This window comes from Kamptonema formosum PCC 10802 (assembly GCF_000332335.1).
Lineage (GTDB): Bacteria > Cyanobacteriota > Cyanobacteriia > Cyanobacteriales > Oscillatoriaceae > Oscillatoria.
This window is the reverse complement of sequence record NZ_KB235949.1, coordinates 681701-695076: the sequence shown is the minus strand read 5'-3', so window position 1 is coordinate 695076 and position 13376 is coordinate 681701. Positions and strand designations below refer to the sequence as shown.

Sequence of the window (13376 nt, the reverse complement as noted above, 5' to 3'; positions counted from 1 at the left end):
TTCCACAATTTGGAGGCAACATCCCTGACGTGTCCCTCGGTACATTCGCAGTCCTCTGCAATTTTGGAGTATCGCTGACCTCGCACAGTCCCGCGCAGTATGGCCTCTTGCAGGTTGTCCAGGTGGTTGCCGGTTTTGGCGAAAAACAGGTTGTCGGCCAGTTTTAAGACTTCCTTAATGTCCATCGGTGGGGTAGGTGCGGGGGTTTTGCCTATTGTACCCGACATTTTCCGACATTTTCCGACACTGCCGGCTTTTTCCGACATTTTCCGACATTTTCCGACATCCGGGGGAGTAAAACTCCCTACATTTTCCGACATTTTCCGACTTGACAAGACTGAGATTTGGCAAGAGTATGGATACAAACACTGGCGCTGCACCAGGATGATGAAAACTTTTTGCCGGCATCCTGGGAACCCCACCCCCCAACCCCCTCCTCGTGTACGGGGAGGGGGGGAAAAGAGAGGGGTTGATCGCAGGTGCTGTGCAACGACGCAAATTAACTTTGGGGAAGTTGCTAGTTACAAGTGAACCAGTTAGATCCCCCCAACGCCGGGGCGGAAGGGCCCGCCCCTACAAAGGGGGGGGACATTCTCAAAGCCCCTCTTGTAGGGGCAGGCCCCTGTGCCATTAGCAGTCTCTCGGCGGTTGAAACCGCAGCTATACAGACAAAACCCGCCTGCGCGGGTTTTAAGATTCTTGCTCTTCTCTTAAGTCCGCGTAGGCGGACTTGGTTTGTATAGTTTCTCGGCGGTTGAAACCGCAGCTACACAGACAAAACCCGCCTGCGCGGGTTTTAAGATTCTTGCTCTTCTCTTAGTCCAAGGGAGGCGGACTTCGTTTGTATAGCCGCGATTTCCAATCGCCGGGAGCTTAAGTTGACACCGATGGCACGGAGGCTCGCCCCTACATCCTGGGAACGCATAACTGGAGGCTCCGCCTCCTGCTATTCACCGGGGAGATTAAAGGTAAGGTAGATACCACAAACCTTCGCCGACCGGCACCGGCTTTTCCAAGCCAGAGTTCAAGTCAAAAATTGTGATATAATTCAGATAAAACTATGCCTAACAGTTTGAATGGAAGTCCCCCAACCCAGATAGAAGAAGAGCGGCGAGCCGGCGAGGAATTATCCCCTGCAGCACCGGCTGCACCCAGTGATGATTGGTCCTATGCCACTCAGGAACTGCTGGACACTTTACCGCGACCTTGGACGCGGGGTTTGCTGTATTTTTTGCTGGTGTTTGTTTCTATCGCTTTACCCTGGGCGATGCTATATAAGGTGGAGGAAACTGGCACTGCGATGGGGCGACTGGAGCTGAAAGGGGGTACGGTTAAGCAGGAGGCGGATGTTGCCGGTGCGGCGATTGCGGTGCGCGTGAAAGAGGGGGACTCGGTGAAAGCTGGGGATGTTATAATGGAGCTGGAGTCTAAGTCAGTTCGCGACGATATCCAGCAGAGCCAGATTAAATTGGAAGGTCAGCAAAACCGGCTCAACCAGCTGAAGGTGAGCAAAAACCAATTGGTACTCTCGCTCAGTTCCCAGCAGCAACAGAACAAGGCTCAAGAATTGGAAAAACTCGCTCAAGTGAGTCAGGCGCGGCAGACTTTTGATTCTCTCAAGACGGCTTATAATTTGCAGGAAGAGGAAAAACTCGCTCAAGTGAAGCAGGCGGAGCAAAACCAGGAACACAGCCAGACGGCTTATAATTTAGCAGAGAATCGTTTGGCTGACGCGCGGGTGGAAGAGGAGCGCTACCGCAAACTCTGGGAGGATAGTGTGGTTCCAGAAATTAAGGTAAAAGAAATGGAGGGGTTGGTAAAAGCACGCCAGCAGGAGGTAGAAGGAGCGAATTCCGATTTGAATCAAGCCAAACTGCGTTTAGAAGAGCAGCAGGAGAGCTATCGGAGAACAGTGCATCAAGTTGAGTCGGATATTGAGCAAGCCAAGCTGCGCCAGGAGGAGCAGGAAAATAGCTATCAGAGTCTGATTCATGCGGGTGAATTGGCGGTGTCGAAGAGTGAGCAGCAGCTCAACGATCTGGAAACGCAAATTGCAGGGCTGCAATCGGAAATCGCGGGGACGCAAAGTCAGATTAAGTCGCTGAAGGAGCAGTTAAATAAATATGCGATTGTGGCGAAAAAGGATGGTATAATATTTCAGTTGCCAATTCAGCAGCCGGGAGCGATGGTGCAGCAAAAGCAGCTGATTGCTGAGATTGCGCCTCAGGGAACTCGCTTGCTGTTCAGGGGGCTGATTCCCACGTCGGAAACTGAGTCGTTACGGGATGGGAAGGGGGGAAAAGATGCTAAGATAAAGTTGGATGATTATCGGGTGGAGGACTATGGAGTTGTCGGGGGGCGGCTGACTTGGATTTCGCCAGATTCTAAGGTGGCGGAGACTCCGCAAGGTAAGGTGGCTAGCTATGAGGTGGAAATTGAACTCAAGCAGGGGTGTATTCCCACGGCTAAGGAGTGTGTCCCTTTCCGAGCCGGTCAGACAGGAACTGCTGAGATAATTATCCGTCAGCGCCGCATTATTGATTTTATTCTTGATCCGTTCAAGAAATTGCAAAAAGATGGGTTAAAATTGTAGTGGGGGGTGTGCCGGTGTGTTGGGCGCAGGCGAGATGCCGGTGTGGGGGATTCCAGGCGAATGCCTGGGGAATGAATGATGTTTTTGGCTCTCTCCGTGAGGGGTTAGACATGCTTGCTAGTTTCCCGGCGATTAGCTACTTTCCAGGCGATTGGAAATCGCGGCTATACAAACAAAGCCCGCCTGCGCGGGCTAAGAGAAGAGCGAGATTCTCAAAATATGCGCGGGTTTTTTCCTCGTTCCCAGCTTACCCTGGGAGCGAGGAAAAACAGCCACCCACGGAGACTGCGCCCAAAACGCGGAACCCCACCCTCCAACCCTCTCCGTGAACTTGGGGGTGGGGATTAACCCCCCATTAATTCGCCAACAGCATTATGAATTGCCCGCTCGTCAAACAAAGCCTGCCGGTGCGGGCTAGCTGAACTAAACAAACACTAACATAATTTGGGAGTTTAATATGTCACAACCTATCACGATTACCGGCGAGGATATCCTTCAGCAAGTTAAGCTGTCTTGCCAAATTCCTGAGTTCATCGAAGCGATTGTGACTCGCAAGGTTATTGCAGCTGCTGCAGCTGAGGCTGGGATTAACATAGAGATAGAAGAACTTCAGAAAGCAGCGGATCAATTGCGGTTGGGGAACAAACTGCTGAGTGCCGGTGATACCTGGGCGTGGCTGCAAAAGCACTGTCTGTCTCTGGATGATTTTGAAGAAATCGCGCACACCAGTCTCGTCTCTGGGAAGCTAGCGAAACATCTGTTTGCGGATAAAATCGAACCCTACTTTTTCGCACACCAGCTGGATTATGCCGGTGTGGTGATGTATGAAGTTGTCTTGGAGGATGAAGACTTGGCGATGGAGCTTTTCTATGCGCTGCGGGAAGGTGAAATGAGTTTTCCGGAAGTGGCTCATCAATATATCCAGGATAAGGAGTTGCGCCGCTCTGGAGGATATCGGGGGATAGTGCGGCGCAAGGAGCTAAAACCGGAGATTTCTGCTGCTGTTTTTGCGGCTAACCCGCCGCAAGTTCTCAAACCGATTGTGACTGCTAAGGGAGTTCACCTGATTTTTGTGGAGGAGGTGATTCCGCCGGTGTTGGATGACAAGCTTGGCCATCAAATTGGTTCAGATTTGTTTGCTGAATGGATAAAGCAGCAAACTGATGGAGTTGAAGTGGTGACAAACCTTGATTCCACAAGCTACCCAGCTGCTACCACTAAGACTTTCTGACGGGGAAAAACAAAATCAACGTCTCTGGATTGCTCCAGAGACGTTGATTTTTACTGCTTACTTCTATGGGCAGCAAATGGGGATATTTACGATCCTATAGGACATGCGATCGTGAGAATCCCGATATTGATATTAATGACAACAGTCTTAATCTTAATCTTATCACCACCTAACACTCCCCCGATTTCTTGTTCCGTCAGCTCCTGCATAAAGCTTTCAGAATCCGCAAACAGATCGGAGCCGGCGGGGCGCAGGTCAGAAATTGTAATGTTAGCCATTGGTAAATGTCCTCTGAAGTGAAGTTATTTTTGATCCAGGATTAGACTTGTGATTGCCTCCTCCCACTACTATCTTCATGTATTCACTCCAGAATTGCAAGGCTGTGACTACTGTATAATGGACAAAACTCATACAATTATGTCTCCAATTTACCCCAACTCGCCAGCGCCATTCACCCCAGACACTTAAAAAAGCCCGCCAGTTCAAAATTCCCGATTTCTCCGACGGGGACATAATTCCCACACTTTAGTCCTTTTTACTTCCCTTGCCACCTTCATCTCTCCACCAGAGAAAACCCCAATAAAAAATCAACCCGAGAACTATAGCAGTAGTCCTATTGATTAGGACATCCGTGGCCTAAAAAAAGACGTAGGACAGGCGTCTCGCCTGTCCTAATGTCCTAATAAAAGGCGTAGAACAGGCGTCTCGCCTGTCCTAATGTCCTAACCTAAGTGAATACTGTTATATCTCGGGTTGAAGTAGAATAACTCCTCTGTCAAATCCCCTATAGGGAATTGGCAGTATTAAGTTAACCGGCAGTGGGTGTCGCTACATGACGTATTAGTTCAGACGGATTGTAGTTATCCGTAATCATTTGCGGACAGCGCACACACGCTACCTTGCCTTCTTGCAACCACCACCGGCAATTTCGGCGAATAGCACAGGGTGGAAGTTCCTCTGCTACCGCCGGCATCTGCGCTACAATGCGCTTTGCCAGACGGCAATCTGTGCCATCAAAATGCTGGCAACCACTGCCGGCGCACGGTGCTGAAATCCGAAAAACTTCGGTAGGCGTCACAGGGTGAGACAGCGCCATCAGTTCATCAGTAACAGACTGAATCTCCTGCAGATAAGTCACGCGGGGTTCTTCAACCGTCCCAGTCACTACCCCGAAAACAGCACTGTTCTCCAATTCCGGTCGAGCACTCGGGCAAAGTGGCTCAGTCTTATTGACAGGAATGACAGGAATGTCTTTCATAATATCTTGTTAGATATTGGACTTTAGAAACCTATCACAATTTACTTCAAGATACTTTTTGGTTTTTCTATATAACCGGATAGCACAAATGGCGGAAGCATACCCGCAGTTGCCACCGACAGCGACGCACCACCCGCACCACCCGTAACGCCTCCCGCCTGCTCATCAGACAGTGTCGGTAACAGCTCGTCTGAATCGAGAGCTTGGTTGCGTCGCGCCTCCGCATTATAAACCGCACCGGCAATCAGGTCGTTAATTTGAATTTTTCCTTGAAATTTACCTGGATTCTCGTTCATTTTCCCTTTCGTCTTAGATTCGGCATTTTGCTGCCGGTAAACAACCTGGCTTGCAGGTTACTAATAAAGTCCCGTTCGCCAAGAAATTGATTGCTGATAGATGTCATCGTAAACAATGTCCATCTAATTATAGCATTTCTGTTATCAGTGCGGTACATTTTTACTGAGGCGTTCAGTGGGGGCGGGTTTAGTCACATCCCGGGCTTCGGATAGACATCTTGGGTGAACCCGCCCTTACAGCAAACGGTTTCGTTAAACTGTTTCGTTTTCCACCGGCACACCTCATCTAACGGAGAACCGCTATATCACTCTCCCCAATCCAGTGGGGCGTAGACATCCTCAAAATTAGCATTAAGATAAGCACGCTGCAAGTCAATCCCCAAAACAGAAAATTGCTCCTGAATCGCACTCATCCGCCCTTCTGGCGAGTCATCCCCAGAGTGCCAAGCTTCCAGCAAACCATTAGCCACAATTTGGCACCGATTCATCCCAAAACTCTCTTGTTCCCCAAACTTGCGGTTCGGTTCTTCCGCTAACCCCAACCCCGGTGCTAGCCACTTGGTAAAAAGCGGCACTTCCGCCTGAAAATGCCCGTGGTGTTCGCCATAGACACTCTCCAGCACCAGCCGGATAGCTTCATAATCCCTCTTTTCAAAATACAGCACCCCTGAATCGTAACGCCCGTAGTCACCAGGATTGTACAAAACCTTAAAGCTGAAAGGAATAGCCATTTCGTTCAGCTTCTCCGTAACAGCACCCATCACCGCAACCGCACCTTCTGGAGTAAAATTGAAATAGATGCGCACAATCGCCGCAGCGCCCTCATGCTTGGGACTGTCTGAACCCGCATTGCCAACCGCCATGTAAAATCCATTTTGCATCAAATTCTTCGGCATTCGCACCGCTACCGAATCCCCAACAGCAGCACTCTGCTGAGAGGGTTGCAGATCCCGTTCGCGTTTAACATGCAGCCTCAAACCACCCTTAGTCACCGCTAAACTGCCATCACTTTCCTCCCTGAGAACATTCCAGCCATAGTCAAAATAGCCGGTGCCCTTATTATTTTCGTGCAAGCGAGCGTAAAAAGCCAAATCCACTCCCAGTATGCTACTATTATCTAAGTTCTCTAACTTGAGTGGCAGACGATTGGAATCCCCCTCAATGGCGAGATCCTTTCGCCTATAACCATTATAATAGATAACGTAGAGAAAATTGCAGAGGAGCAAGCTCAAATGTTTCTGCTGAAGCTCCGCCGGCATCTTCTGAAAGCGAGCCACCACCTCTGGCGGCAGATCGAAAGGTTTGTAATCTGGATGGCGAATGCAGAAGTCAGGCTGTATCTGAACCTTGCTAGCAATATCTTGCAGAGTCTCCCGCAATCCAGCCGGCACATTATCTTGCAGTATAATTCCAGAACGATCCACTAATTGCATAATTGCTCCGTCACTCAATACTCTTGATAGGAGAACAGTTGAACCCATATTAGGCTATCTCGCCCCAAGGTCAAATCGAGGCAAAGGCTCCATGTTCTCGTTCCCGCCTGCGCTCTCCAGTCTCATCTTTCAGGGTGGGAGACATTGCCTTGCCAAAAATCGTTGGCACAGATTGTTCCGGACGGCATAACAAACTTTTCGCCACCTGTAGCATCCCAATCCCCATGTTACCCAAAGCTCCTTGATACCTGATCATTGGCATCGTTTGCATAATCAAGCCAGCACCGGCAAACTGAACAACTCGCCGCAGAAAATCAGGGCGAGCTTGCATAATTTCCGGAAATGTGTTAAAATAAGCTTGGGTCAGAGCCGCAATTGAAGGCTGGATTTGTTCGAGGGGAACGGTAGCAAGGCGCAGAGATTCTTCAATGCTGAGCGCCCTGCTGATGACCATGCTATTCAGCCAGAGAATCAGGTAGCTGGCAATCAGCGTTCCCAAATCAGACGCCGGCTCTCCCCAATTCGAGCGCTCCCAGTCAATAAACCGCACCATACCCTCACCGCACTCTTCCCAATCAGCGTTCAGCAGGATATTATTCAGCTTCAGGTCATTGTGCGTCAGGCAGCAGGGAGCAAAAGTACCAGCCAGCTCACCAACAGCCTGTCCTAAACTATCATAGCGCTGATAGAGCGCAAGTAATTTCAGCAATCCTGAAGTCAAACGGCCAAAAATTTCCGGCTCCACCCGTCCCAATTTATCAGCAAGGTATTGAGCCGAAGTCTGGGGCACCCCCTCACACTTTTGAGAGAGAAAGTCCCGATAGTCGTGCCGGTTGAAAGTGTCCCGATGCAGGGTGGCGATCTGGGTGCCGATTGCCTCGGCAATCGCTAGCGGAAAACGATTCTCCTTTTCGTAGAAATCCCACAAATCGCGACACTCATCCTGATATTTTACCACAAGAATATAATTCTTGGCATCAAAATGGAGTACCGCCGGCAGCAAGGGGCGAAAGTGGCCGAGTTCCGTAAATTCCTGGAAAAATTCTTGAATTCGAGCTTCCCTGACAAACTCGCCAGCCGCTTTCCCATCCCCACCGTACCGCTCTTGCTTAACCAGAAGCTTGCGCCCGTCAGGGAACTTCACCAACATGTTAAAATTCTTAGCCGGCACCGGCTCAATCTGGAGCTGGATTCGCTCCGACTCGGAGCAAAGCCCCAGCCCCCCTAAATAATCACCAACATTTTGCGAGCTTAACAGAAATTTCATAAACCACGTCCCTAAACCTTTTTCCCAGGCCGGTTATCCACTATTCTATATGCCCTTGCATTTATACCTGAGAACCTCTCCAGCATTTGAGGACATAATTCTAGGAGTTAAGTCTCCAACTGCTCAGGGAAGGGGAACTCCCGCCGGTGGGCAGCAACCAGGTTTCTCCTAGAAACTAGGTTTCTTATCTGCCGGGGGCAGCAACCAGGAAACTCTAACAAACCTGGTTTCTCATCCGGACATAATTCCGGGTATTTTGGATTTTTTTCTTTTTCCCCGCAGGGGTGAATCGCCGGAGAGCCCCCGCCTGAAAAAGGCCATCAAGAATCGCCCCCAGGTGCCGGTCGGGCTCAAGCAGAGGGCGCAAGCGCGACACCTCGCCTCGACAGGCATCTTGCCTGTCTTTGAAGTCCGGGGCGAAGCGCCTATCCTTTGCCCCACCCTGGATTACCGCACCAGAGCACCCTCTTGCCCCCTCCCCTCCAGGTGGACTTTTGATATAAAATCCTATCATTAGTCTCACCGGCACCAGTTGGGCCAGCCGGTGGGGCTAAAGCCCAACTACAAACGTTAGGGCTAAAGCCCAACTACGAACGTTTGGGCTGAAGCCCAACTACGAACGTTTGGGCTAAAGCCCAACTACGAACGTTTGGGCTAAAGCCCAACTACGAACACGCTTTCCGCAGTTAAGAGAGGATCTATCACTATGGCATTTACACTTCCCGAGTTACCCTACGCCCCCACCGCCCTCGAACCCTACATCTCCGCCAACACCTTCTCCTTCCACCACGGCAAACACCACGCCGCCTACGTCACCAACCTCAACAAGCTCATCGAAGGCACCGAGCTCGCCGACAAATCCCTCGAAGAAATCGTCTTGGCTTCCGCCGGCGATGCAAGCAAAGCCGGCATCTTCAACAACGCCGCCCAGGTTTGGAACCACACCTTCTACTGGAACTGCATGAAGCCAAGTGGCGGCGGCGCACCCACCGGCGCACTGGCAGAGAAAATCAGCGCTGACTTCGGCAGCTTCGACAAATTCAAAGAAGAGTTCAAGAATGCCGGTGTCACCCAGTTCGGCAGCGGCTGGGCTTGGCTGGTCTTGGACAGCGGCACCCTGAAAGTCACCAAAACCCTCAACGCCGAAAACCCCATCACCAAAGGCCAAACCCCCCTGCTGACGATGGACGTTTGGGAGCACGCCTACTACCTGGACTACCAAAACCGGCGTCCCGACTACGCCCAAACCTTCATCGACAGCCTGATTAACTGGGATTTCGTCGCCGCAAATCTCGCCGCTGCTTAACGCACCGGCACCCGTCTGAGTGGGGGGGAATACCGGCCTCCCCCCTTAGCATAAAATAAAGCTAATGTCAAGCAGTCGCGGCAGAAATTGCGACTGTTTTTTTTATCAACCGCCGCCGTTCCGGTTACGCCCAGGAAGAAGAAGTGGGGAGATTGCTGTGCGCCGGATTTGACAGGACAGCCGCCACAGAAAAAAACTTAATATAATTTAACAAAACCGTAACAGGGAGAGCGAGACATGGATAGCAAACAGCTGGCAGAATACATCGAAGCCACCGGCGGCATTTCCAAACCGTGGCTGCTAGTCCAACTGCGCTTGCAGAAACTCCAAGAGCGCCGAGCCACCCTCTCAAATACAGAATACACGCGCGAACTAGCAGACATACACCAAGACTTAATGAACCTCGGTGAGTGGTGGCGCGGCAGAGAAGACGAAGCTTTCGGCTTGTAGGGGCAATCCCCCCGGCCCAACCCCCGTGGCTGTTTCCTGAATCTAGGGGCAACCCTCCGTGATTGCCCGGCGCATTGCAAAATTTAATTGGGGTTTTTCCACCTCTTCCCCCCCTCCCCCGTAGCGGGTGAGGGCTGGGAGGTGGGGTTCCTTTATAGTGTGCCTAGCCCCAGCTTGAAACGCCTTCAGGGACAGCCGTTGCGCTAAGAACTATGCCGACAACCGACACCACTGCTACCGAAATAAACCTGTGCGACCCGCAATACTACCTCAGCCGCGAACTCAGCTGGCTGGAGTTCAACTACCGCGTGCTGCACGAAGCCCTCGACCCCCGGACGCCACTGCTGGAGCGGCTCAAGTTTTTGGCCATCTTCAGCTCCAACTTGGATGAGTTCTTTATGGTTCGCGTCGCCGCACTCAAAGAGCAGGTAGAAGCGAATGTCAGCAAGCTCACCCCCGACGGGCGCACGCCAAGCGAGCAGCTCTCGGCCATTAGCCAGCGGTTGCGCCCGATGGTCGCCCAGCAGCACCGGCATTTTGAAGAAATATTGCGACCGGCACTGGCAGATCGCGGCATCCACATCCTGGAATACATGGACTTGAGCCAAGAGCAGCGGCTGTACCTGCAGCGCTACTTTGAAGAGCACCTGTTTCCCGTCCTCACCCCCCTGGCGGTAGATCCAGGCCACCCCTTCCCTTACATCTCCAACCTCAGCCTCAATCTGGCAGTCGTCGTCAAAGACCCAGAAACCGAAGAAGAATATTTTGCCCGCGTCAAAGTGCCCAAACTGCTGCCCCGGTTTGTCCCCCTGCCTTGCGAATTGGAAAGCTGGCACTCCAAGAGCGGCAGACCTTCCTTTTCCTTCGTCCCCCTGGAGCAGGTGATTGCCCACAACCTGGAATTCCTGTTCCCCGGCATGAATATCCAAGAATATCACGCCTTCCGCGTCACCCGCAATGCCGACCTGGGGCTCGAAGAAGACGAAGCGGACGACCTGCTGCAAGCGATAGAGCAGGAACTGCGCAAGCGCCGGTTTGGCGGATCGGTCGTGCGACTGGAAATTCAAGCCACCATGCCGGTGCCGGTGCGGCAAATGCTCTGTGAAGAACTTTCCCTGGCAGAGAGTGACGTTTACGAAGTGGACGGCTTGCTGTGTCTCGGCGATTTGATCTGCTTGATGGACTTGCCCCTGCCAGAACTCAAAGATCCGCCCTGGACGCCGGTGGTGCCCCCTCGCTTCCGCCGGCTCTGTGACCCCAGTGACGATTGCCCCGACAGGGATGCTGAGGAAGGCGAAGATTTGTTTGCCTTAATTCGCCAGCGGGATATCCTCGTACATCACCCCTATGACTCCTTTCCCGCCACCGTACAGCGCTTCATCACCCAAGCGGCCAGTGACCCCGCGGTTTTGGCGATTAAAATGACCCTCTACCGCACTTCCGGAGATTCGCCTATTGTCAATGCTTTGATTCAAGCTGCTGAAAATGGCAAGCAGGTGGCGGTGCTGGTGGAGCTCAAAGCCCGGTTTGATGAAGAAAACAACATCCAGTGGGCGCGGAAATTGGAAAGCGCCGGCGTGCATGTGGTTTACGGTTTGGTGGGGCTGAAAACTCATACCAAAGTGGCAATGGTCGTGCGCCGCGAAGCTGACCGCATCCGCCGCTACGCTCATATCGGCACCGGCAACTACAACCCCAAAACAGCCCGGATTTACACAGACCTGGGACTGCTCAGCTGTCGGGACGAGCTGGGAGCAGATTTGACTGACTTGTTTAATTACCTGACCGGCTACTCCCGCCAGCGAGCTTACCGCAAGCTGCTCGTTGCGCCGGTGAACATGCGCTCTGGCATGACAGCTCTGATTCGCCGGGAGATGGAACACTGCAAAAATGGCAGCAGAGGCCGGATTGTGGCTAAGATGAACTCGCTGGTAGACCCGCAAATTATTGCTACCCTTTACGAAGCTTCCCAAGCTGGGGTGGAGATTGACCTGATTGTGCGCGGTATGTGCTGTCTGCGCCCGGGGGTGACAGGCGTCAGCGAAACTATCCGCGTCCAAAGTCTTGTCGGTCGCTTTTTGGAGCATTCGCGGATTTTTTACTTCCACAACCGGGGTCAGGAAGAAGTGTATATCGGCAGTGCGGACTGGATGAGCCGCAATCTCAACCGCCGGGTGGAAGCTGTCGTGCCGGTGGAGGAGCCAGAACTGGCCAAAGACTTGCAGGAAATTCTCGGAATTATGCTGGCGGACAACCGGCAAACCTGGGACTTGCAGCCAGACGGTCATTACATCCAGCGGCGTCCCGCTGACGAGCCCAACGAACACTGCGCTCAGAAAATCCTTATGGAAATGGCCAGTCGCTAGCGAGGGGTTAGGGGTGAGGGGTTAGCTGTTAGGGGTTCGGTGTTAGGGTTGAGGGTTCCAGCCCACACCTACCTTCACTGACACCTCCAGCCAATCCCCTATTCCCTACGCCGCCCGCAGTCCCGTCGCCATTCTGTAAATATATCCGAAAGAATGGTTTTTACCATTTACCGACTTCAGACGGGTTTTGTATATATGCTTTCTTCCGGAAATCAGAAATTGTCTGCCATTGGGCACACAAAATAGGTGCCGCAGCTGTCAACACTAGCACACCCAAAAGCCCGCTCCCATGGTGCCGGTGCCCCGATTGCCCCATGCCCCATGCCGCCAGAACTGACAAATGTGTACCAATGGGCACACAAAACAAGTGGCGAAAATGTCAACACCCTGAGGCCCATTGGCCCGCTGCGATGGTGCTGGTGACAAATGTGTACCAATGGGCACACAAAAAAAGTGGCGAAAATGTCAACACCCTGAGGCCCATTGGCCCGCTGCCATGGTGCCGGTGACAAATGTGTACCAATGGGCACACAAAAAAAGTGGCGAAAATGTCAACACCCTGAGGCCCATTCGCCCGCTCCCATGATGCCGGTGACAAATGTGTACCAATGGGCACACAAAACAGGTGGCGAAAATGTCAACACCCTGAGGCCCATTGGCCCGCTGCCATGCTGCCGGTGACAAATGTGTACCAATGGGCACACAAAACAGGTGGCGAAAATGTCAACACCCTGAGGCCCATTGGCCCGCTGCCATGCTGCCGGTGACAAATGTGTACCAATGGGCACACAAAACAAGTGGCGAAAATGTCAACACCCTGAGGCCCATTGGCCCGCTGCCATGGTGCCGGTGACAAATGTGTACCAATGGTACACAAAACAAGTGGCGAAAATGTCAACACCCTGAGGCCCATTGGCCCGCTGCCATGGTGCCGGTGCCCCGATTGCCCCATGCCCCATGCCGCCAGAACTGACAAATGTGTACCAATGGGCACACAAAACAAGTGGCGAAAATGTCAACACCCTGAGGCCCATTGGCCCGCTGCCATGGTGCCGGTGACAAATGTGTACCAATGGTACACAAAACAGGTGGAGAAAATGTCAACACCCTGAGGCCGATTCGCCCGCTGCCATGGTGCCGGTGACAAATGTGTACCAATGGGCACACAAAACAAGT

11 protein-coding genes are annotated in these 13376 nt (G+C 52.2%); 5 read left to right on the top strand and 6 right to left on the bottom strand.

Annotated elements, in window-relative coordinates:
• Positions 1 to 227 (bottom strand): helix-turn-helix domain-containing protein (locus OSC10802_RS53640; RefSeq protein WP_512699239.1); only part of this gene is annotated, 227 nt, incomplete at its 3' end.
• 833 nt (positions 228 to 1060) lie between these two features.
• On the opposite strand from OSC10802_RS53640, the gene OSC10802_RS0133515 reads away from it, so the two are divergent.
• Complete coding sequence (locus tag OSC10802_RS0133515; protein ID WP_017721134.1) at positions 1061 to 2593, top strand: HlyD family secretion protein; 1533 nt, start codon at positions 1061 to 1063, stop codon at positions 2591 to 2593.
• A 457-nt stretch (positions 2594 to 3050) separates the two neighbouring features.
• Positions 3051 to 3824 carry a peptidylprolyl isomerase gene (locus OSC10802_RS0133510; protein WP_017721133.1) on the top strand — a complete coding sequence of 258 codons (774 nt, stop codon included), beginning with the start codon at positions 3051 to 3053 and terminating at the stop codon, positions 3822 to 3824.
• An 86-nt stretch (positions 3825 to 3910) separates the two neighbouring features.
• Here OSC10802_RS0133510 and OSC10802_RS0133505 read toward each other — a convergent pair whose 3' ends face one another.
• The 5 genes from OSC10802_RS0133505 to OSC10802_RS0133485 form a co-directional block, all read right to left on the bottom strand.
• Positions 3911 to 4102: a hypothetical protein gene (locus OSC10802_RS0133505; RefSeq protein WP_017721132.1), complete on the bottom strand. Its 192-nt coding sequence runs from the start codon at positions 4100 to 4102 to the stop codon at positions 3911 to 3913.
• A gap of 530 nt (positions 4103 to 4632) precedes the next feature.
• A complete protein-coding gene (locus OSC10802_RS0133500; RefSeq protein WP_017721131.1) occupies positions 4633 to 5082 on the bottom strand; it encodes a hypothetical protein in 450 nt (149 codons plus the stop codon).
• Between the two features lie 41 nt (positions 5083 to 5123).
• Positions 5124 to 5378: a hypothetical protein gene (locus OSC10802_RS43060; protein WP_017721130.1), complete on the bottom strand. Its 255-nt coding sequence runs from the start codon at positions 5376 to 5378 to the stop codon at positions 5124 to 5126.
• A gap of 305 nt (positions 5379 to 5683) precedes the next feature.
• Complete coding sequence (locus tag OSC10802_RS0133490; protein ID WP_017721129.1) at positions 5684 to 6811, bottom strand: T3SS effector HopA1 family protein; 1128 nt, start codon at positions 6809 to 6811, stop codon at positions 5684 to 5686.
• 70 nt (positions 6812 to 6881) lie between these two features.
• Entirely contained in the window at positions 6882 to 8078 is a 1197-nt protein-coding gene (locus OSC10802_RS0133485) for a phosphotransferase family protein (protein ID WP_017721128.1), read from the bottom strand.
• 706 nt (positions 8079 to 8784) lie between these two features.
• Here OSC10802_RS0133485 and OSC10802_RS0133475 point away from each other — a divergent pair.
• The 3 genes from OSC10802_RS0133475 (at position 8785) to OSC10802_RS0133465 (ending at position 12200) form a co-directional block, all read left to right on the top strand.
• Positions 8785 to 9384 (top strand): superoxide dismutase, encoded by a 600-nt coding sequence (locus OSC10802_RS0133475; protein ID WP_017721126.1) that lies wholly within the window; start codon positions 8785 to 8787, stop codon positions 9382 to 9384.
• Positions 9385 to 9621: 237 nt separating this feature from the next.
• On the top strand, positions 9622 to 9834 hold the full coding sequence (locus tag OSC10802_RS0133470; RefSeq protein WP_017721125.1) for a hypothetical protein: 213 nt from the start codon (positions 9622 to 9624) through the stop codon (positions 9832 to 9834).
• A 212-nt stretch (positions 9835 to 10046) separates the two neighbouring features.
• A complete protein-coding gene (locus tag OSC10802_RS0133465; protein WP_017721124.1) occupies positions 10047 to 12200 on the top strand; it encodes an RNA degradosome polyphosphate kinase in 2154 nt (717 codons plus the stop codon).
• The last annotated feature ends 1176 nt before the right edge of the window (positions 12201 to 13376 follow it).

Bases quoted from the DNA above. Each gene is read 5' to 3' on its own strand.
- OSC10802_RS0133515 (WP_017721134.1), top strand. From the start codon at position 1,061: ATGCCTAACAGTTTGAATGGAAGTCCCCCAACCCAGATAGAAGAAGAG.
- OSC10802_RS0133510 (WP_017721133.1), top strand. From the start codon at position 3,051: ATGTCACAACCTATCACGATTACCGGCGAGGATATCCTTCAGCAAGTT.
- OSC10802_RS0133505 (WP_017721132.1), bottom strand. From the start codon at position 4,102: ATGGCTAACATTACAATTTCTGACCTGCGCCCCGCCGGCTCCGATCTG.
- OSC10802_RS0133500 (WP_017721131.1), bottom strand. From the start codon at position 5,082: ATGAAAGACATTCCTGTCATTCCTGTCAATAAGACTGAGCCACTTTGC.
- OSC10802_RS43060 (WP_017721130.1), bottom strand. From the start codon at position 5,378: ATGAACGAGAATCCAGGTAAATTTCAAGGAAAAATTCAAATTAACGAC.
- OSC10802_RS0133490 (WP_017721129.1), bottom strand. From the start codon at position 6,811: ATGCAATTAGTGGATCGTTCTGGAATTATACTGCAAGATAATGTGCCG.
- OSC10802_RS0133485 (WP_017721128.1), bottom strand. From the start codon at position 8,078: ATGAAATTTCTGTTAAGCTCGCAAAATGTTGGTGATTATTTAGGGGGG.
- OSC10802_RS0133475 (WP_017721126.1), top strand. From the start codon at position 8,785: ATGGCATTTACACTTCCCGAGTTACCCTACGCCCCCACCGCCCTCGAA.
- OSC10802_RS0133470 (WP_017721125.1), top strand. From the start codon at position 9,622: ATGGATAGCAAACAGCTGGCAGAATACATCGAAGCCACCGGCGGCATT.
- OSC10802_RS0133465 (WP_017721124.1), top strand. From the start codon at position 10,047: ATGCCGACAACCGACACCACTGCTACCGAAATAAACCTGTGCGACCCG.